The following is a 20,109-nucleotide window of genomic DNA, read 5'->3' as shown; positions in this document are numbered from 1 at the left end:
TTACGCTGCCTGCTGGGTCGGCGCGCTCGCCATGGTTTCCTGTTCGACCACATCGATGGTCGGACGATCATAGGCGGAGATGGTCTTGCGGCCATATTCCACGGCGATCTGCGGCAGGGAGCCGTTCATATAGGCGAGAAGCGTCTGCTTCACGACGATGTAGAGGCGATTGTTCTTTTCGCGGGTCGATTTGATCTTGGCTGCGATCGGGCCGACAACGCCATAAGAGAAGAAGATACCGGCAAAGGTGCCGACAAGGGCGGCGCCGATCAGATGGCCCAACACTTCCGGCGACTGGTCGAGTGCGCCCATGGCCTTGATGACGCCCAGCACGGCGGCAACGATGCCAAGTGCGGGCAGGGCTTCGGAAATGCTGACCATTGCGTGGTAGGGCTTGAGCTTGTCACGGGCGATGGTGTGGATTTCCTCGTCCATCAGCGCCTCGATTTCATGTGAGCGCACATTGCCGACGATGATGAGACGGCAATAATCGCAGATGAAATTGGTGAGGTCCTCTTTCTTCAATACGCTCGGATAGGCCTGAAAGATCGACGATTCCTTCGGATTGTCGATGTGGACTTCCACTTCGTTGCGCGATTTGGCGCGCAGCTCGCGCATCAGGCTGTAGAGCACGCCCAGAACATCGAGATAGTCACGCTGCTTCGGGACCGCGTTGCTGAATGCTTCCATGCAGGCGCGGCCCGTGTCTTTCACGAGCGAGAAAGGGTTGGCAATGAAGAAGGTCCCGAGTGCGGCACCCAGAATGATGACGAATTCCCAGGGCTGGATGAGCACGCTGACATGTCCGCCCATGGCGATAAAGCCGCCCAGCATACAGCCCAGTGTGATGACAAGACCGACAATAATGCCCAATGCTCGAGACTCCCGCGTACATTCTGTTTGTCTGGAACCTAAGCACCGCGGCTTGCGCGAACCTTGTCTGTAGCGCGCAGATAAAATCAGCTTCGGACAAGCTTGGTCTTTCATAAAGGATTGAAATACCGGAAGGGGGTCATGCGCATGGTCGATACGATGACGAGTTATCGCCTGATCGCGGCGGATATGACGCGGTCGTTGCAGCGTGTTGCGAAGGAACCATTGGTGGAGCGGGAAACCGCCTACTACAAGGAGAATATCGGCAAGGTGAAGTCCATTGATGATTTCATGGCCGATAGCCGTCTTTATAATTACGCGATGAAGGCGTTTGGTCTGGAAGACATGGCCTTCGCCAAGGCGTTCGTCCGCAAGATATTGACCGAGGGCGTCACGAGCGACGATGCCATGGCGAACAAGCTGACCGACAAGCGCTATAAGGAATTTGCGACCGTCTTCGATTTCGCAGGCAAGGGCGCGGAAGCGACTGAGAGCACTGCGGCGCAGCAAGGTGTCGTGGACAAATATCTTCGTCAGACGCTGGAAACGGAAGCCGGAAGCCAGAATGAAGGCGTGCGGCTGGCACTTTATTTTGCACGCAAGGCGCCGACCATCACCAATGCCTATGAAATCCTTGGCGACAAGGCGCTAGTGTCGATGATCCAGACGACCTTCGGCTGGCCATCCAGCATATCCAATGCCGATATCGACAAGCAGGCGAAGATGATCGAGGACAAGATCGACTTCACCAAGATGTCCGATCCCGAATATGTCTCGAAGCTCATTTCGCGCTTCACCGCCATGTATGAGATGAACAATCCAACGGCGAGCAGCCCGGCGTCGATTGCGTCCCTGCTTCTGGGCGGAACGTCTTCCGTCGGCATTTCGATGGATATCCTGAGCACCTTGCAGAATTTCAAGCCGGGCGGGCGTTAGGCGATGCAAAGCAATTCGATCTATGTCGGGCTTTCGTCGCTCATCACGCTGGAACGGCGGATGGACGCGATTGCCCATAATGTCGCCAATGTCTCAACCGTCGGTTTCCGTGGAGAAGGCACCAAGTTCGACACCATCGTTTCGAACAAGGCCAGTGACGATGTCAGTTTTGCCACTGCGGGCAAGAGCTTCATCCGTACCGAAGCAGGCCCGATGATCAAGACCGACAATCCGCTGGACGTTGCGGTCAAGGGCGATGTCTGGATGTCGGTCACGACACCGCAGGGACAGATCTACACCCGCGACGGGCGCATGAACATGCTGCCGACGGGCGATCTCGTTTCTATTACCGGCCATCCGGTTCTCGATGTCGGCGGTGCGCCCATCGTGCTCAATCCAGGTGGTGGTGCGCCGAAGATTTCGAGCGACGGTGCGATCTATCAGAACGGTGCGCAGGTCGGCTCCATCGGCCTCTTCACGATTCCCGCCGATGCCGACCTGACCTATGCCGGTACGTCCGGTGTGATCCCGAACAAGCCTGCCCAGCCGGTGGTCGATGACAACAGTGTGGGCGTCGTGCAAGGCATGATCGAGGGTTCGAATGTCGATGCCATGACGGAGATGACCCGCCTTATCAGCGTCAGCCGCGCCTTCGAACAGGTCAATAATCTGCTGTCGCAGCAGGAAAGCACTGTCTCTGAAGCCATCAAGACCTTGGGCTCCAGAAACGGATGACGCCTGATCTGCCGCTCTCTCGTCTGGCCGCTTTTGCCCGTCAGCAATCGGTGGCGCCAAAACCGCTGACCGGTATCGGCGGAACGGTGAGCGACGTGTCGCGCTCGGCCATTGCCGTGCGCGGGCTTTCGCGTGATGCGCGTTTGGGCGATGCGGTGGCGATCCATGCGCAAGGCGGCCAGAGCCTTGCCGAAATCATCCGGGTGGCTGACACACAGGTGCTGGTGAAGCCCTTCGATGACCGCATCATTCCCTCGCTTGGCGCTGCGGTTTTCGAGGAAGGGCTGCTCAGCATCCGCCCGGCACCGGAATGGCGCGGGCGTGTCATCAATGCGCTTGGCGATGCGGTTGACGGAAAGGGCGTGTTGCAACCCGGCACCCGGCCGATGGCATCCGAGAACCTGGCGCCCGCAGCCCTGCGTCGTGGGCGTGTCGACAAGGGCTTGCGCACCGGCGTCAATGTCATCGATATTTTCACGCCGCTTTGCTTTGGCCAGCGTATCGGCATCTTTGCAGGCTCTGGTGTCGGCAAGTCGACGCTGCTTGCCATGATGACGCGTGCGGCGGATTTCGACACGGTGGTGCTGGCGCTGACCGGCGAGCGTGGACGTGAAGTGCGCGAGATGCTGGAAGAGACAATGGCCGGCCATCTCGACAAGACCATAACCGTGGTGGCGACGGGCGATGAAAGCCCGATGATGCGCCGCCTCGCACCCAATACTGCGACGGCAATCGCCGAATATTTCCGTGATCTTGGCCAGAATGTCCTGCTGATCGTCGATTCCGTCACGCGCTTTGCCCATGCGGCGCGCGAAGTGGCGATTGCCGCCGAGGAACCGCCGGTTTCACGCGGTTATCCGCCGAGCGTCTTCAGCCAGTTACCCCGCCTTCTGGAGCGGGCCGGTCCCGGTATCACGGAAGCGGGTGGCAGCATCACCGGCATCTATTCGGTGCTGGTCGATGGCGACGATCACAATGATCCGGTTTCCGACACGATCCGCGGTACGCTGGACGGCCACATCGTGCTTGATCGCGCAATTGCGGCGCAAGGGCGCTTTCCGGCAGTCGATATTCCCGGCTCGGTTTCGCGTCTGGCAAAGCACAACTGGACACCGGAACAGCGCAAGCTGGTCAGCCAATTGCGGGGTATGGTTGCCCGTTTCGAGGAAACTCGCGACCTGCGTGCCATCGGGGCGTACCAGAAAGGCCATGACGGCCTTCTGGATCAGGCGGTCGATCTCGTGCCGCGCATTTACGACGCCTTGCAGCAATCGCCGGAAACCGGCCTATCGGATGATCCCTATAACGACCTTGCCGCGGCACTGCGCGGCGACAGACAGGCGCAACACGCATGATGACGGGCTTTCGCAAGACAAAGGAAGAGAAACTCCTTGCAGATCTGACGGCGGAGGTCGAAGCCGCCGCACGGCAGGAAGGCATGAAGAAGCCGCATAACAAGGTGGATCGCTACCTGAAGATCGCGGCCATCACGCTCGCCGCCGGAAGCGCGATGCTGCCTTTCGTCACCTATCTTCAGCGTGTCGATCTGGGCTCGCCCGAGAAGGCCGAACGCAAGATCATCGATCCGCTGGACCGCTCGGAACAGAAAACCGTGCGCCGTTTCCCGTCCTTCCGCCCGTCCGAACAGGTCGCGCCGAATGCTGACGTGGACAACACGATGACAGGCTCGGTCATGTCGAACGGCAAGGGACTTCCGGGAACCGGAATGGGCAATGGCGGCGACGGAAGCGGGGAAGGGCAGGCCTTCCCAAAGCCGGTTTTCGCGCTGCGCGAAGTTGTCGGCGGCATGGCGATGATCGAGGATACGTCGGGCTACTGGTTTGTCGAAAAAGGCTCGCTGCTGCCGGATGGCAGTCACCTTGTTTCGATCGGTCGTGGTGCGGGCACATGGCAGCTCACGACATCGTCGGGCGATGTGATTGAGATGCGGAAATAGGGGAGTAGGGCAGTAAGGGAATAGGGGAGTATATTTGCCCCGCGCAATCAGCGCTCTTTCTCACGCAACGACATATCGTTCTTAGAAAACATATTCCCTTACCCCCTATTCCACTACTCCCTTATTCTGCGCAAGCTTGACGCAAGTTCCGGCCTTTAAGTTAACGAACTATAAAGGCGGGATACTCAATGAGCTCCATTCATCTTTTCGATCTGGCTGCAAGGCAGGCGCAGTGGTTGTCGGTTCGACAGGCCACCGTTGCGGGCAATGTCGCCAACGCGAACACGCCGGATTTTCGGGCGCGGGACGTGCAGCCCTTCGCGGATGTGCTGGACAAGACGCAGCTCACCATGGCTGCCACCAGCTCCCTGCATCTGGAAGCCGAGGCAGACGGGATCGCCGGTGCGCGCCTGCGCCCGGATGACATCACCGAGCAGACCCATTCCGGCAATACGGTCGATGTCGAACAGGAAATGATGAAAGCCGGTGAAATAGCCCGCGAATATTCGCTCAACACAAGCATCGTCAAGGCGTTCCATCGCATGATGCTTTCGGTCGCGAAGGGGTAATTATGTCTTCCGATGCTTTGCAAAGCACATTGAAGATCGCAGCGTCGGGCCTTTCGGCCCAATCGACGCGTCTGCGCATCGTTTCCGAGAATATCGCCAATGCGCAGTCGACCGCCAAGACTGCCGACGCCGATCCCTATCGCCGCAAGACGGTTTCCTTCCGTACCGAGCTGGAACAGGGCACTGGTGCAGCCGAAGTCCGCATTGCCGAAGTCGGCAAGGACACATCGGCCTTTATCGAACAATACGAGCCGAGCCATCCCGCAGCGGATGAGCGCGGCTATGTCCGCTATCCAAACGTCAACATGGTCGTCGAAATGGCGGACATGCGTGAAGCCAACCGTTCTTATGAAGCCAATTTGCAGGTCGTGAGACAAGCCCGTGAGCTGATCTCCATGACGATCGATCTCCTGAGGAGCACATAATGTACGACTCGATCATGAGCATTTCGGCGCGCAATGCCCTGTCGCGCCTGTCGGAAACCGTTGCCGAAACGGGTGTGGGTTCCGCTTCCACGCCGCAGGCTGTTCCGGCCGCTCCCGGTGCCTCGTTCGGCGAAGTCCTGTCGCAGATGACGGATTCCGTCGGGCAAAAGCTGCAGGCGGCGGAGGCAACCTCCATTCAGGGCATCAAGGGCGATGCGCCGGTGCGCGATGTGGTCAGCTCCGTCATGGAAGCCGAACAGTCGCTCCAGACGGCCATCGCGATCCGTGACAAGATCGTGCAGGCCTATCTCGAAATCAGCCGCATGCCAATCTGATTTACGGCAGCTAAGGATACGCCATGAAAGCCCTGACGATTGCCGCCACCGGCATGAACGCCCAGCAGCTCAATCTGGAAGTGATTGCCAACAACATCGCCAATATCAACACAACCGGCTTCAAGCGCGCGCGTGCTGAATTCTCCGATCTGCTTTATCAATCCGAGCGGACGGCAGGCGTGCCCAATCAGGCGAACCAGTCCATCGTGCCGGAAGGCGCGCTAGTTGGTCTCGGCGTGCAGACGGCGGCGGTGCGAAACCTCCACATGCAGGGCAGTTTCAACCAGACCGGTAATCCATTCGATCTGGCTTTGACGGGCAAGGGCTGGTTTCAGATTCAAAGCCCGACCGGCGAGACGCTTTATGCGCGCGCCGGCGCGTTCAACAAGAATGCCGATGGCCAGCTCGTGACACTCGACGGCAATCCGGTTGAACCGGCGATCACCATTCCGCCAGATGCTGTTGAAGTGACTGTCACTGATACGGGACAGGTTTTCGCCAAGCTGCAGGACCAGGTCAATCAGGTCGACCTCGGCCAGCTGACGCTCGCCAACTTCACCAATGAAGCAGGTCTGGAGCCGCTCGGCGGAAATCTCTACCGCGAGACGGAAGCTTCCGGCGGTCCGCTGGTCGGCGTTCCGGGTGATCCGGGCTACGGTTCGATCAAACAAGGCTATCTCGAAGCGTCGAATGTCGATCCGGTGAAGGAAATCACCGATCTCATCACGGCGCAGCGTGCTTATGAAATGAATTCCAAGGTTATTCAGGCTGCCGACGAAATGGCGGCAACCGTGTCGAAGAACTTGCGCTGACGGTGATGGCGATGGGCTGTGTGAAGGCGATCTTTCAAAAGAAAAGGCTGGCTCTTGCCGGTGGCTTCCTGCTTGCCGCAATGGCTGGCGCCGGTGCTGCAGACCGCATCGCTTTTGTCGTGCCTTCGGCTACCGTCTATCCCGGCCAGATCGTGAGCGACACCGCACTTCTGGAAAAGCAGTTCTTTATAAATGCGCCAGCGGCGAACCAATATGTGCTGTCCGCGGATCAGGCGGCAGGCAAGGTGGCGCGCAAGACGCTGCTTCCCGGCAAGCCGATCCTCGTGTCGGCATTGGGCGAGCCGTCTCTGGTCACGCGCGGGGTTCCGGCACCGCTGGTCTTTACCGCCGGCACGCTGACCATAACCGCCATGGGCACGCCGCTTGAATCCGGGGCGGCTGGCGATTTCATCAAGGTTCGTAACGTCGACAGCGGCATCATCGTGTCCGGCACGGTGCTGGCCAATGGTCGCATTCAGGTGGGGATGCAGTGAGAAAGACTTGCGCCGCCCTTATCACCGCTTTGGCACTCATTTTCCAGCCCGTCGCGGGCTTTGCTGATGAGTCGTCGAAGAACGCGCGGGAATTCGGTTCGGCAGTGGATGCCGATGCCGATTGGCTTGGCTCGGGTGGCGACCCGTCGAAAATGGCCTATGCCGAACTTGGCCGGGGCAGCGCGGTTGCGCGCCTGAAGGATATCGCCACCATTCAGGGCGTGCGCGAAAACCAGCTTGTGGGCTATGGTCTTGTCATCGGCCTCAAGGGCACCGGTGACAGCCTGCGCAATTCGCCGTTCACCGAACAATCCATGCGCGCCATGCTGGACAATCTTGGTATCAGCGCGCCGCGGAATTCCACTCGCTCGAAGAATACGGCGGCGGTCATCGTGACGGCTAATCTGCCCGCCTTTGCCGGTGCTGGATCCCGCATCGATGTGACGGTGTCCTCGCTCGGCGATGCCACATCGCTGCAGGGCGGTACGCTGGTCATGACCCAGCTCATGGGTGCCGACAACCAGATCTATGCTGTCGCGCAAGGCAACATGATCGTTTCCGGTTTTTCGGCGGAAGGTGAAGCTGCAAGTGTGACGCAGGGTGTGCCGACTTCCGGTCGCATCCCGAATGGCGCGCTGGTCGAGCGCGAAGTGGCGGGTAATTTCGGCAAGGACAGCGAAATGATCGTCGAGCTGCGCGATCCCGATTTCACCACTGCCGTGCGCGCTGCCGATACGATCAACGTCTTCGCCAAGCGCCGTTACGGTCGCGGTGTCGCCATTGCACGCGATGCCAAGACGATCCGCCTGTCGCGTCCGAAAAACGTGCCTGCCGCGCGTTTCCTCGCAGAGCTTGAAGGTCTGCCGATTACGACCGACGAAGTGGCGCGTGTGGTGGTCGATGAGCGGACGGGAACCGTCGTCATCGGCGAGAAGGTTCGCATCTCCAAAGTGGCGATCAGCCATGGCAGCCTGACGGTTCGTGTGACGGAAACGCCGATGGTGGTTCAGCCGGAGCCGTTCAGCGACGGTGTAACCGCTGTTGAACCGAACACCGATATTGCCGTCAACCAGCAGAACGCCAAGATCGGCATTCTGACCGGCGCAAATCTTGAAAATCTGGTGAAGGGCCTGAACCAGATCGGCGTGAAGCCGACCGGCATCATCGCAATATTGCAGGCCATCAAGACATCCGGCGCACTTCATGCGGAACTGGTGGTGCAATGACCATGGCTCATAGAATGATCCGGTATGGTTCGGCAGTGGCGCTGCTTCTGGCTGCCTCTGCCCCAGCTTTAGCGCAGCAGGCGGCGACGGCTGCTCCAGCGCCGGTTGAAGCATCGGCGGCACAGCAGCTTGCCTCTCCGCCGCCGCTCGGCAACCTCGATGAGATCCGCAAATTCTGCGGCAATATCGACGATCAAGCGGCAGACGCCCGCTATGCATTGCAGGCCAAGCAATTGACCGATCTGAAGGCCGATGTCGAGGAACGGATGCGTGCGCTTGAGGAAAAGCGCCGGGAATATGAAATGTGGCTGAAGCGCCGTGACGAGTTTGTCAGCAAGGCACAGGATTCGCTGGTCGACATTATCTCGAAAATGAAGCCGGACGCGGCGGCGGCACAGATGGCGCTGATCGGCGACGAAGCGGCAGCGGCGCTCATCCTCAAGCTCAATCCGCGTGTGTCCAGCATCATCCTCAATGAAATGCCGCCGGAAAAGGCGGCCAAGCTGGCGCGCGTCATCGTCGGTTCGCAGCGCACGACGACCGCGTCGCAAGCTGTGAAGGATCAGCGCGCCGCGGCACAGTCCGGGAATACGGTTCAATGAAAAACAGCATGAACAAAGCGACCCTTGCAGCAGCAGTAGCGGTTCTTCTGGCCGGTTGTGCCACCAAGCCCGAGGAAATCGGTCGGGCACCCGACCTGTCCCCGGTCGCGGCGCATCTTGGCATGCAGAACAATCCGCAGTTCAACGGCTATCCGGCGCGCCCGAGCAAGGCGACCTATTCGCTCTGGGACCAGCGTTCCACCAATTTCTTCAAGGACCCGCGTGCGGCCACGCCGGGCGATGTCCTGACGGTTATCATTTCCATCAACGACCGCGCCAACCTCGATAACAAGACGGACCGCGAGCGTGTGTCGAAAGGCATTTACGGCGCGGGTGGTTCGTTCGCGACGAGCAGCAGCACGGGTGCTGGCGCTGGCGGCGACATGGATGCTTCGGTCAACACCCATTCCGACAGCAAGTCGAAGGGCAAGGGCACCATCGAGCGCAGTGAAGATATCCGCCTGCAGGTCGCGGCCATCGTCACCGACACGCTACCCAACGGAAACATGATTATCCGCGGGTCGCAGGAAGTGCGCGTCAATAACGAGCTGCGTGTGCTCAATGTCGCTGGTGTCGTGCGTCCGCGCGATATTTCCGGCAACAACACGATTTCCTACGACAAGATCGCCGAAGCCCGCATTTCCTATGGCGGGCGCGGACGACTGAGCGAGATTCAGCAGCCGCCTTACGGCCAGCAGATTCTCGATCAGGTTTCTCCTTTCTAGGTTGGCTGGCATGAGCGACACGACGGCAACGGAAAAAGACGGCAAGGCGAAAGGCTCCCTGACGGGGTTGCTGGCGGCTGTCGCAGTTCTGACCGTCATCGCTGGCGGCGGCGGCTGGTATATGGGCGGCATGATTTCCGCCGATCAGCTCGCATCGGCCAAGCCTTCCGGCAAGGAAGACAAGCCGAAGCAGGGCGATTTTGAATCGCGCTCCATCGGCACTGTCGTGCCCTTGCAGCCGATTGTCACCAATCTCGGCATTCCGCAGAACACATGGGTGCGTCTTGAAGCCTCGCTGGTGGCAAAGCCGGGCCATGAAATTCCGGCGACGATGGCGGCAAGCGTCGGCGACGATTTCCTGAGCTTCCTGCGCAGCGTCAATCTCATGCAATTGCAGGGCGCGGCGGGACTCGCCTATCTCCGCTCCGATTTGGAAGAACGCGCGCGCCTGCGTTCGGAAGGCGCGGTCGACCGGGTCTTTATTTCGGCACTGGTCGTAGAATGAAAAAACTCCTTGGCCTCGGCCTCATCCTGACGCTCGCTCTTACCGTTTCCGCACAGGCGCAACAGGCGCTGACGCTCGACAACCTGCTGCCTGCGGGCAGCGGTGCTGCGAGCGGCCAGATCGTGCAGCTGTTCGGGCTGCTGACGGTGCTGTCCATTGCGCCGGGCCTGCTCATCATGGTGACGAGCTTCACGCGCTTTGCCATCGCCTTTTCGTTGCTGCGGTCCGGCCTCGGTCTCCAGACCGCGCCTGCCAGCATGGTGATGATTTCTCTTGCCCTGTTCATGACGTTCTATGTCATGGCGCCCGCCTTCGACCGGGCCTGGAACAATGGTGTGCAGCCCTTGATGCGCAATGAAATCACGCAGCAGGCAGCTTTCACCGAAATTTCGCAGCCTTTCCGTGAATTCATGATGGGCCAGGTGCGCGACAAGGACCTGCGGCTCTTTGAAGATCTCGCTGATCCGTCGTTTCGCACTGGTGATGACGGTATCGTCGATTTCCGCGTGCTGGTTCCGGCCTTCATGATTTCGGAACTGCGGCGCGGTTTTGAAATCGGTTTCCTGATCGTGCTGCCATTTCTGGTGATCGACCTTGTTGTGGCGACGCTCACCATGTCCATGGGCATGATGATGCTCCCGCCGACGGTGATCTCGCTGCCGTTCAAGATTCTGTTCTTCGTGCTGATCGATGGCTGGAATATTCTGGTCGGAAGCCTGATACGGTCCTTCTCCTGACCCATTTTGGTACGCTTCGGACCATGCCTGCGAAAATTCAGCATGAGAATCTGCGAATCCGTTAAATTTCGACCGAATAAATTAGCCTTTATTTAATGTTTGGGTTCTAACTGTCGGCTCATGGTGGGTTTCCGCGCGTTACGCGGCAACAGGCATGATGCCGCTCCACCATGCCGGTAATCTAAAAATCCGGCCTGTCCCTCAGATTGTTTTTCCCAAGGGGCAAAAAACTATGGCTAGCATTCTTACAAATTCGTCGGCTCTGACCGCTCTCCAGACGCTTTCTTCGACCAATAAGGCACTGGAATCGACCCAGAACCGTATCTCGACCGGTCTTCGCATTGGCGAAGCTTCGGACAACGCGTCGTATTGGTCCATCGCTACGTCGATGAAGTCCGACAACAAGGCCAACTCGGCTGTTCAGGACGCTCTCGGCCTCGGCGCTGGCAAGGTCGACACTGCTTATTCCGCGATCAACAAGATCAAGGACGAAGTTGATAAGCTGAAGACGAAGCTCGTTTCGGCACAGGGCGCAAGCTACGAAGACCAGATGAAGATTGCGACCGAAATCAAGACGATTCAGTCGAATATCAAGTCTTTCGCAGCAAACGCCAACTATGCAGGTTCCAATCTGCTGCAGAGCGATTCTACCAAGGACCCGGCTACTGCTCTCGATCCGTCCAATCCTGCTGACCTGAAGGTTGTCGCATCTTACAACCGTACGGGATCTTCCGTGACCATCGATACGGTAACGGTTTCTGCGGCTGATACACGTGTTATCGATACTGACGATGCGGGCGCTGGCATGGTCGACGCTCTGCTCAAGGATGATTTCTTCAAGCCTACAGCCGGTACTGGTGGCGCAGCTGATGTACCAGTCGATGCAGCCGGTATCAAGGATGCGCTTGAAGCTGTTGAAGGCGCTCTCGGCAAGCTGACCACCGGTGCTGCTGCACTCGGTGCGGCCAAGTCGCAGATCGACAGCCAGAAGAGCTTCCTGTCGGGTCTTCAGGACTCCATCGAAAAGGGCGTTGGCACGCTCGTTGACGCTGACATGAACAAGGAATCGGCACGTCTGTCGGCTCTGCAGGTTCAGCAGCAGCTCGGCGTTCAGGCTCTGTCGATCGCCAACTCGTCGAACCAGAACATCCTGTCGCTGTTCCGCGGCTAATCTGAGTAAACAGCAAGGGCGCCGGGTTGCCGGCGCTCGCGAGTTCTCAGGTAAATCAGGGGTTCGCATCCGAACCGACCTGATCGGATCGGATGTCTTTGGGCGGAAAACGGGGCGCGGGATTTATTCCGCGCCCCAATTCTTTGCGCTCATTCTCTTTTCTGAAAGCATCTGCTTCATCAGCCGCCACTTTCGCGCAAGCTTCGCGGGCTAGTTTGCATCCATCATGATGGCGGTGGTGTGGATGCAGCAGAATTTCCAGCAATTGATCGAACAGCTCAAGGGTACGCTCGGCAAGCTCGGCGCGCGAAAACTCATCGCGCTCGGACTGGTGGGCGCGGCACTCATGGGCGCGATCCTCTATACGAGCATCTATCTGAGCCGCCCATCCTACGAAACGCTCTATGTCGGCCTTTCGCGCGATGACGTGAACCGCATGGGCCTCGCGCTCGGCGAAGCAGGCATTCCTTTCGACGTGAAAGCCGACGGCTCGTCCATCCTCGTGCCCATCGGCAAAGCCGAAAATGCCCGTATGTATCTGGCCGAAAAGGGCCTGCCGACCTCTAACAATGCCGGTTACGAGCTGTTCGACAATATGGGTTCGCTCGGCCTCACCTCGTTTATGCAGGAAATCACCCGGGTGCGCGCGCTCGAAGGCGAAATCGCCCGCACAATCCAGGCCATTCGTGGCGTGAAAGCTGCGCGCGTTCACATAGTCATGGCAGAAAAAGGGTCGTTCCGTCGTGGTGACCAGAAGCCGTCCGCCTCGGTGGTCATTCGCGCCGAAGGCGGCTTTGCTGCCGAATCCGCCCAATCCATCCGCCAGCTGGTCGCCGCCGCCGTTCCGTCGCTCGATGCTTCCGCCGTCACCGTTCTCGACACCAACGGTCGCTTGCTGGCATCGGCAGGCGAAGCCGCCAATGGCGCAGCCCTCATGACCGCCTCGCTGGAACAGCAGGTTGCAGGCAATGTGGATGACAGCATCCGCAAGGCGCTGGCGCCTTATCTCGGCATGGGACATTTCCAAACCAGCGTTCAGGCCGTGCTCGATACGGACCGCCGCCAGATCAACGAGACGACCTACGATCCTGAATCCCGCGTTGAGCGTTCCGTGCGCGTGGTCCGTGAAAGCGGGGATTCCCGCAACAATCGCAACGACAACGCAACCGGCGTGGAACAGAACATTCCGCAGGAAGAAATCCAGAACCGCAACGGCGAAAGCTCCACCGAAAAGACTGATCGCCGCGAGGAGCTGACCAATTACGAAATGAACAGCAAGACGGTTTCCACCGTCAGCGACGGCTATGCCGTCAAGCGGCTGTCCATTGCCGTGGTCATCGATCAGGCGCGGCTTCTGGAAACTGCGGGAACCACGCCGCCGCCAGCCAATTTTGTCGATCAGCAGATCACCAAGATCCGCGATCTCGTTGCAACCGCAGCCGGTCTCAATGCTGATCGTGGCGACGTCATCAATGTAACGGCGGTGAACTTCCTCGATCCTGCCGGCGCCGATATGGAACCGGTCTCCACGCCATGGACCGATACGGTGCTTCGCCAGAGCGGCTCCTACGTCAATGCGCTCGCCATTCTTGCCGCCGTCGGTCTCCTGATCTGGTTCGGTCTGCGTCCGCTGCTGCGTGATCAGAATGCCACGCCGACCGGCACGGAAGTGGCCGTCCGCGAGACAAGCGAAGTGGCGACGCCGAATTTCGTCGGCGGTCAGGCGGCTGGCGAGGGCGTGCAGGCCGTCATTGGCGGGCCGGAAGCCTATGCCGACCAGATGAAGACCAGCCTCAGCGATCTTCGCCAGCGCATGCGCATGCCTGCCAAATTGCGTCTGGAACAGATGATTGACATGGATGAGGAGCGCGTAGCCTCCATTCTCAAGCAATGGATTCATGAAACCGCCGCGAGCCGTGAAGCCCAACCATTGAGGGAATCGGCCGTAAAGGCTTCGGTCATGCCGGAGCTTGAGGCGGCCTGACGATGAGCGCGCTTTCCCTCAGCCGTTATCTTCCCGATTTTTCGACCCATCATATCGAGGATGAGGCGGTCGAGATCATTGCTGCGCCTGCGCCGCCGAAAGAAACGCCCCCGCCACAGGCGGGCGGCGATGGAGCAAAGCGCCCCGCTTCGGCTGAGAAAGCCGCCGCTGCCGAACAGGCCGAAGTCGCCGCCATCATCGCCATCGAGGAAGAAAAGCGCCTGGCATTCGAAGCAGGGCGCGAGGACGGCCACCGGGAAGCACAGGCGCTTTACGAGGCCGAGAAGGCACGGCTTGTCCGCGAGCACGAGACCGAAATCGAGACCTTGCGTGCTGCATTCTCGCGTGAGCAGGCCTTGCTCTTGGCGGGTAGTCTGACCGAAGCACTGACCGCGCTTGAGCAAAATTATTCCGGCCAGATCGCCGAAATCCTGATGCCTTTGCTGGCGGAAAAGATGGAGCGTGAGGCGGTCGCAGAATTTGCGCGGCGCATTGCGGCGCTGGCGCTTGATGGCGAAGCACCGGAAATCTCCGGTCCGGCGCGTTTGGTTGCGCCGCTTCGCGATCATGCTGCCCTGTTGCCGTCAGGTTGCCGGTTTTCAGAAACCGGGGCGGACGAACTTTCCTTTTCCTTTGGCGACCGGATGCTTGAAACACGCATCGCGCCGCTTCTTGAAGAATTGAAGGCTGCGGTTCAATGAGCATCGATCCCGAAACCAAACGTGAGATCATCATTGTTCGCCGAGGTGGACATGACGACCATGACAGCCATCATGGTGGTGTGTGGAAGATCGCCTATGCCGACTTCATGACTGCAATGATGGCCTTCTTCCTCGTCATGTGGCTCATCAATGCCGCCAATGAGGAAACCAAGGCGGCGGTTGCAAGCTATTTCAATCCCGTCAAACTGATGGACCGGCATTCAAGCCCCAAGGGCGTGCAGGATGTCGAGAAGAAAGACGGCAAGGTTCGCTATGAAAGCGACCAGCAGATCGAAAACAGCACCAAGGTCATCAACGACACGACTGTTTCTCCGCCAAGCGACCAGGAAGAGCGCCAGCTTTTCCGCGAACCCTATGCGGTCCTGTCGGAACTGGCCCACGAAACCGGTGTGTTGCAGAACCAGTCTGCCAAGGGCGATGGCGGCACGTCGCAATCCGGTCCCGCAACGGGTGCGGAGGGTGGCGAAGCCTATCGCGATCCGTTCAGCCCGGATTACTGGTCGAGCAAGGCTGTCGAAGACCTGACCCCGCCCGATGCCGCGCCTGCTACGCCGCCTAAGCCGGAAGCAACCCAGCCGAAGCCCGAGGAGGCCGAAAAGACTGCTGAAACGCAGGAACAGTTGATTGCTGACTTGAAGAAGGCAGCCGAGGGCGAAACTGCGAAAGAGAGTGCGCAGGCGAAAAAGGCCGAGCCAATGCCCGATGTGACGGTCGTTCCGGTCGATGGCGGCGTGATGATCCAGCTGACCGACAAGATCGACTATGGCATGTTCACCATCGGATCGGCCAAGCCGGATGCCCGCGTGGTGCAGATGCTGGAGCGTATCGCACAGGTGATTTCCCGACAGCCGGGCGAAGTCATCATCAGCGGACATACGGATGCGCGTCCGTTCAAGAGCGCGACCTATGACAATTGGCGCCTGTCCTCGGCACGCGCGCAGATGGCTTATTACATGCTGGTGCGCGGCGGGCTCGATGAAAAGCGTGTGCTGCGTGTGGAAGGCTATGCCGACCGCCAGCCGAAGAACACCAACGATCCGAATGCGGCTGAGAACCGTCGCATCGATATTTTCCTGAAGTCTGCTCCATGAAGCAGTCCGGGAGGCGGCTCGCCATGCGTTCCTTGCTGGCATGTGTTGCAGGCTTCTCCCTGATGGGAGCGGCTTATCCAGCCATTGCGCAAACGCAGGCATTGGCCGAGACCCGTAAGCTGCCCGTTCTGGAACCCTACAAGCTCGTGCGTTCGCTGCGCATGTTGCAGGATCAGGTCGTTGCCGGAAAACCGGAAGCCGTGGTGATGCTGAACAAGCTTCTGGGCTTTGTCAGCGCGGATATGGGCCGAGCGTCGAATGACGTCTGGAGCAATCCGGAAAATGTCTACGCGGCGATCATCTATCTCTTCAACGGCGGTAATCCGGAAGCGGTGCGCAAGGTCCTTGCAGACCTCAAGACGGATGCTGTGCCGCCGGAACTGGTCAAGGGTGCATTGGCCTATGCTTCCGGCCAGACGATTGAAGTGGTGAAGCTTTTCTCGGTTCCGCTCTCATCCGATGTTCCGGCGGAACTGAAGGCATCCATCGTGCTGGTGACCGCCAGCCAGATGACCGCCTTCGACCCAGCGACGGCCTTGATGCGGCTCGATCAGGTGCGGCTTGAAGCGCCGGGCACCTTGTTTGAGGAAGCCGCGATCCGTCGTTCGATGCCGATTGCTGCCAAACTTGGCGATGCCGACAAGATCAGGCTCCTGTCGCGAAACTATCTCCAGCGCTTTCCCCGTTCGCCCTATATGCGTGATTTCATGGCGCAATTTGTCGATGCTGCGGTGAAACTCAACGACCGTATCGGCAATGCGGAACTGGCAAAGCTGATCGGCTCGGCTGATCCGGTGATGCAATATTCGCTTTATCTGCAGATTGCGCGCGGCGCGCTTGTCGATGGTCAGACGGAGCGGGCGCGGTTCATGTCGGCGGAGGCGAAAAAGCTTGCCGACAGACTGAAAGCCGACCCCACCCGCGCCAATCTTTATGCGGCCGCAAGCGATGTGGCTTCGGATTCGGCGGGTAGCGCACTGCGCGAACTGTCGCAGATTTCACCCGACAAATTGCAGGAGCGTGACCGGAAATTGCTGAAAGCCGCTGAAGCGGTCGGCACTGTGGTAACCCGCACGCCGGACGCTTTGCCACCTGCAAAACCGGCCCTCACCGAACGGGATGTGCCACCGATGGCAGTGGCGGAGTCGCAGGAGCATGAGGCCGTAAAGCCTGAGCCGACCCCGGTGGCAGTTAGCATGAAGCCGGTCAGGAACCAGCCGGAAGACGATTTGCAGAAAACGATGGAAGATGCGCGGCGCAAGCTTGCCGAGATCGATGCCTTGCTAGGAAAGACCGTTCAATGAGCATTGATATTTTGCTGAATTCTACCAGCCGACTTGCCTCGCTCGCCCGCAATTCCGGTCCTTCCCAGGCCAAAGCTGAGGGCGAGGGACGGGATAATGCTGACCCGGCAAGATTGTTCAGTTCACTTCTCGAAAAGCCGCAGGGCAAGGTCGAAAAGAAGGATGACAGCGAAGCCAATTCGGGTTCGGATGAGGCGGATGCGAGGGATGAGGAAGGTTCAAAGCCCGTCATCCTGTTCGCGCTGCCACAAAATCTCCTTTCTTTGGACGCTTCTTCGCCTGATTTGAAAGGGGCAAATCACGGTTTTTTCACGCCGAATACTGCGAAAAACGACATAAACACCTCGGATCCGCTTTCTGCCTTAATTAAAGACATCGACCCGAAACAGGTCGAAGGGCAGGGGGACGAGCTGCAAGCCGATCTACGGGCCGATCAGAAGAAACGCACGCCTGAACCGGTATCTTCGAAGACGGCGGCAACCCCATCGGCCAACGCCAAACCGGGCCAGGCAATCACCCAGGACGCACCGACGGCCAACGGTGACAATCAGGCCGAAAATTCCGGGGACGTTCTCGCCAGCCTTCTGAAAGCGGATAAGGGGCAGGCGCAGCAGCAGTCGGGTCAGATGCCTGACAGAACCGATATCCAGCAGCAGCCGACCGCAAAGGGCAATGCGCCTGCGGACATCAAGGCGGCCACCACGCCATCGCAGGCGGCAGCCCGGATTGCAGACATTCAGGTGGTATCCGAACGTAGCTTCGGCACGGTGAAGACCTTGCAGATCAGGCTCGATCCGGTGGAACTTGGAGCGGTGACGGCGCGCATTCGCGTGGGGTCGGAAGGTGTTGAGGTACATCTCGTCGCTGAAAAGACCCATGGGGCGGAAGCGCTCGCAGCCGACCGTTCGATGATCGAGAAAGCCCTGAAGGCGGCGGGTATCGCCGACGACGCAAAAATTTCGGTGACCGTTGCCGACCGCAACGCGGCGGGTGCCGTGCAGCAGGCGCAGGCATTGCAGAATGCGGGTCAGCAACAGGCGAACGGCCAGCAATCGGGCCAGCAGCAGGCTTTCAACATGCAGCAAGGCTTCGACGGGCGTGACGGCGGCCAGGCGCAGGCGGGTTTTATGGGCGGTGAGGGCAGGCAGAATGGCGAATCCGGTCAGGCAGGACGCGAACGTTCGGACATGCAAGCCGCTCAGGAAAGCGGGAACAGCATTTCTCGCAATGATGGCCGCAACCGCAGCCTGGTTGTCTGACAGTAGCCCGGCCCGTGCCGAAAATATCTGTGAGCGTGAAATGCACCGGGCGTCGACCCGCTACGACGTTCCGCTCGGTATCCTCTATGCGGTCGGCCTGACGGAAACCGGCCGCAAGAATTCCCTGCAACCTTATGCGATGAATATCGAAGGCCGTGCTGAATTCATGCCATCGCAGATGGCTGCGGTGAGACGCTTCGACGAGGTTCGGGCCGAAGGTGCGAAACTGATCGATCTCGGTTGCATGCAGATCAACTACTACTATCACGGCAAGGAATTTCCGTCGGTCGCCGCGATGCTGATGCCGAGCCTCAATGTCGATTATGCGGCGCGCTTTCTGCGGCAGCTTCGACAGCGCGAAGGCAACTGGACGATGGCGGTCGCGCGCTACCACGCGGGGCCGAATAACGATCCTGCCCAGAAGCGTTATGTCTGTCGCGTGATGACGAATATGGTCGCCACCGGCTTCGGAAACTGGACGCCTCAGGCGCGAAGCTTCTGCTTCGGCTGAACTGGAATCCGTTGAAATTTTACAGGTTGTAACAGATTGTCAGCTGCAATCGACTTGACAATGATCAACCTGTGATTGTCTGCTCCGATGTGCGCTAAATTAGCCGGCGGATTTTTAAGCCCTTGTAAAGAATCGTAAAAGTTCGTGAGCCGTTAACATTCGGTTAAGGTTCCTACGCCTATAGAAGTAGGCGCGTTGCAATCAATGCGATTCCTATTAAATTAGAATTTACTAAATTTCCTCCCAATATATTGCGGGCAATTATTTGCCATTGTTGCCGATTCCTCCTGCCAGTTATTCCTATCGTGCTTGGGCTAACATATTGATTCGGAAGGCGGGCCGATGATTGTTGTCGTTGACGACAGAGATTTAGTGACTGAAGGGTACTCTTCCTGGTTCGGTCGCGAGGGCATCACGACAACGGGTTTTACCCCTACCGATTTCGACGAATGGGTGGAGAGCGTTCCACAGCAGGATATCATGGCTGTCGAGGCCTTCCTGATCGGCGAATGTGCGGATCAGCATCGGCTCCCGGCCCGGATTCGTGAACGCTGCAAGGCGCCTGTGATCGCCGTCAATGACCGCCCGTCACTGGAACATACGCTTGAGCTTTTTCAATCCGGGGTTGACGACGTTGTTCGCAAGCCGGTGCATGTGCGTGAAATCCTTGCACGTATCAATGCAATCCGCCGCCGCGCAGGCGCGTCCGCCGCTTCCAACGACAGCGGCACCGAGCTCGGACCGATCCGTGTTTTCTCCGATGGCCGCGATCCGCAGATCAACGGCGTTGATTTTCCGCTGCCGCGTCGCGAGCGACGCATTCTGGAATATCTAATCGCCAATCGCGGTCGCCGCCTGAACAAAGCGCAGATTTTCAGCGCGATCTACGGCATTTTCGACAGTGAAGTCGAAGAAAACGTCGTTGAAAGTCATATCAGCAAATTGCGCAAGAAGCTGCGTGAGCAGCTGGGCTTCGACCCCATCGATTCCAAGCGCTTCCTCGGCTACTGCATCAATATCGAGTGATATTGCTGCGTCTTCAGCATCCCCCAGTATCGCGACTTCGAGCATTTTCACGACTTTCCGAAATCGCGCCGGTCCCCCAGTAAAAGCGTAAGAATCCCAAGGCTACAGTT

Annotated in this window: 23 protein-coding genes; 22 read left to right on the top strand and 1 reads right to left on the bottom strand. The window is 58.8% G+C overall.

Annotated features, from left to right (window positions below):
• The gene (motA, locus tag MKS82_RS23575) at positions 1–873 is read right to left on the bottom strand and encodes a flagellar motor stator protein MotA (RefSeq protein WP_061347648.1); all 873 of its coding nucleotides are present in this window, start codon (positions 871–873) and stop codon (positions 1–3) included.
• 147 nt (positions 874–1,020) lie between these two features.
• On the opposite strand from motA, the gene MKS82_RS23570 reads away from it, so the two are divergent.
• The 22 genes from MKS82_RS23570 (at position 1,021) to ftcR (ending at position 19,999) form a co-directional block, all read left to right on the top strand.
• Entirely contained in the window at positions 1,021–1,809 is a 789-nt protein-coding gene (locus tag MKS82_RS23570) for a DUF1217 domain-containing protein (protein ID WP_109988885.1), read from the top strand.
• Positions 1,810–1,812: 3 nt separating this feature from the next.
• Positions 1,813–2,544 carry a flagellar basal-body rod protein FlgF gene (gene flgF, locus MKS82_RS23565; protein ID WP_109988835.1) on the top strand — a complete coding sequence of 244 codons (732 nt, stop codon included), beginning with the start codon at positions 1,813–1,815 and terminating at the stop codon, positions 2,542–2,544.
• The gene (fliI, locus tag MKS82_RS23560; RefSeq protein WP_109988834.1) at positions 2,541–3,899 is read left to right on the top strand and encodes a flagellar protein export ATPase FliI; all 1,359 of its coding nucleotides are present in this window, start codon (positions 2,541–2,543) and stop codon (positions 3,897–3,899) included. Before flgF ends, fliI begins: the two co-directional genes overlap by 4 nt.
• Positions 3,896–4,501 (top strand): hypothetical protein, encoded by a 606-nt coding sequence (locus tag MKS82_RS23555; protein WP_109988833.1) that lies wholly within the window; start codon positions 3,896–3,898, stop codon positions 4,499–4,501. The genes fliI and MKS82_RS23555 overlap by 4 nt, the downstream gene beginning before the upstream one ends.
• A 188-nt stretch (positions 4,502–4,689) precedes the next feature.
• The gene (gene flgB, locus MKS82_RS23550) at positions 4,690–5,070 is read left to right on the top strand and encodes a flagellar basal body rod protein FlgB (RefSeq protein WP_109988832.1); all 381 of its coding nucleotides are present in this window, start codon (positions 4,690–4,692) and stop codon (positions 5,068–5,070) included.
• Positions 5,071–5,072: 2 nt separating this feature from the next.
• Positions 5,073–5,495, top strand: a complete 423-nt coding sequence (gene flgC / locus MKS82_RS23545; protein ID WP_109988831.1) for a flagellar basal body rod protein FlgC — start codon at positions 5,073–5,075, stop codon at positions 5,493–5,495.
• On the top strand, positions 5,495–5,830 hold the full coding sequence (locus MKS82_RS23540) for a flagellar hook-basal body complex protein FliE (RefSeq protein WP_109988830.1): 336 nt from the start codon (positions 5,495–5,497) through the stop codon (positions 5,828–5,830). The genes flgC and MKS82_RS23540 overlap by 1 nt, the downstream gene beginning before the upstream one ends.
• Positions 5,831–5,853: 23 nt before the next feature.
• The gene (gene flgG, locus MKS82_RS23535) at positions 5,854–6,642 is read left to right on the top strand and encodes a flagellar basal-body rod protein FlgG (RefSeq protein WP_012093514.1); all 789 of its coding nucleotides are present in this window, start codon (positions 5,854–5,856) and stop codon (positions 6,640–6,642) included.
• A gap of 11 nt (positions 6,643–6,653) precedes the next feature.
• Positions 6,654–7,136 (top strand): flagellar basal body P-ring formation chaperone FlgA, encoded by a 483-nt coding sequence (gene flgA, locus MKS82_RS23530; protein WP_061347704.1) that lies wholly within the window; start codon positions 6,654–6,656, stop codon positions 7,134–7,136.
• Positions 7,133–8,362: a flagellar basal body P-ring protein FlgI gene (locus tag MKS82_RS23525; RefSeq protein WP_109988829.1), complete on the top strand. Its 1,230-nt coding sequence runs from the start codon at positions 7,133–7,135 to the stop codon at positions 8,360–8,362. The genes flgA and MKS82_RS23525 overlap by 4 nt, the downstream gene beginning before the upstream one ends.
• Positions 8,359–8,964, top strand: coding sequence for a MotE family protein (locus MKS82_RS23520; RefSeq protein WP_109988828.1), 606 nt, complete (start codon positions 8,359–8,361; stop codon positions 8,962–8,964). The genes MKS82_RS23525 and MKS82_RS23520 overlap by 4 nt, the downstream gene beginning before the upstream one ends.
• A complete protein-coding gene (gene flgH / locus MKS82_RS23515; RefSeq protein WP_109988827.1) occupies positions 8,961–9,689 on the top strand; it encodes a flagellar basal body L-ring protein FlgH in 729 nt (242 codons plus the stop codon). Before MKS82_RS23520 ends, flgH begins: the two co-directional genes overlap by 4 nt.
• Before the next feature lie 10 nt (positions 9,690–9,699).
• Complete coding sequence (locus MKS82_RS23510) at positions 9,700–10,194, top strand: flagellar basal body-associated FliL family protein (RefSeq protein WP_109988883.1); 495 nt, start codon at positions 9,700–9,702, stop codon at positions 10,192–10,194.
• On the top strand, positions 10,191–10,931 hold the full coding sequence (gene fliP / locus MKS82_RS23505) for a flagellar type III secretion system pore protein FliP (RefSeq protein WP_109988826.1): 741 nt from the start codon (positions 10,191–10,193) through the stop codon (positions 10,929–10,931). The genes MKS82_RS23510 and fliP overlap by 4 nt, the downstream gene beginning before the upstream one ends.
• Before the next feature lie 232 nt (positions 10,932–11,163).
• Complete coding sequence (locus MKS82_RS23500; RefSeq protein WP_109988825.1) at positions 11,164–12,102, top strand: flagellin N-terminal helical domain-containing protein; 939 nt, start codon at positions 11,164–11,166, stop codon at positions 12,100–12,102.
• A gap of 229 nt (positions 12,103–12,331) precedes the next feature.
• Entirely contained in the window at positions 12,332–14,086 is a 1,755-nt protein-coding gene (gene fliF, locus MKS82_RS23495; RefSeq protein WP_109988882.1) for a flagellar basal-body MS-ring/collar protein FliF, read from the top strand.
• A 2-nt stretch (positions 14,087–14,088) separates the two neighbouring features.
• The gene (locus MKS82_RS23490; protein WP_240579363.1) at positions 14,089–14,787 is read left to right on the top strand and encodes a hypothetical protein; all 699 of its coding nucleotides are present in this window, start codon (positions 14,089–14,091) and stop codon (positions 14,785–14,787) included.
• Entirely contained in the window at positions 14,784–15,899 is a 1,116-nt protein-coding gene (locus MKS82_RS23485) for a flagellar motor protein MotB (protein WP_109988823.1), read from the top strand. The genes MKS82_RS23490 and MKS82_RS23485 overlap by 4 nt, the downstream gene beginning before the upstream one ends.
• The gene (locus MKS82_RS23480; RefSeq protein WP_445558094.1) at positions 15,896–17,203 is read left to right on the top strand and encodes a chemotaxis protein; all 1,308 of its coding nucleotides are present in this window, start codon (positions 15,896–15,898) and stop codon (positions 17,201–17,203) included. Before MKS82_RS23485 ends, MKS82_RS23480 begins: the two co-directional genes overlap by 4 nt.
• The gene (gene fliK / locus MKS82_RS23475; protein ID WP_109988822.1) at positions 17,200–18,462 is read left to right on the top strand and encodes a flagellar hook-length control protein FliK; all 1,263 of its coding nucleotides are present in this window, start codon (positions 17,200–17,202) and stop codon (positions 18,460–18,462) included. Before MKS82_RS23480 ends, fliK begins: the two co-directional genes overlap by 4 nt.
• Positions 18,431–18,973 (top strand): transglycosylase SLT domain-containing protein, encoded by a 543-nt coding sequence (locus MKS82_RS23470; protein WP_109988821.1) that lies wholly within the window; start codon positions 18,431–18,433, stop codon positions 18,971–18,973. Before fliK ends, MKS82_RS23470 begins: the two co-directional genes overlap by 32 nt.
• A gap of 342 nt (positions 18,974–19,315) precedes the next feature.
• A complete protein-coding gene (gene ftcR / locus MKS82_RS23465) occupies positions 19,316–19,999 on the top strand; it encodes a flagellar transcriptional regulator FtcR (protein WP_109988820.1) in 684 nt (227 codons plus the stop codon).
• Positions 20,000–20,109: the final 110 nt, after the last annotated feature.

This window comes from Ochrobactrum sp. A-1 (assembly GCF_022488005.1).
Lineage (GTDB): Bacteria > Pseudomonadota > Alphaproteobacteria > Rhizobiales > Rhizobiaceae > Brucella.
The sequence above is the reverse complement of the archived record's forward strand: the minus strand, read 5'-3'. Positions and strand labels throughout refer to the sequence as shown.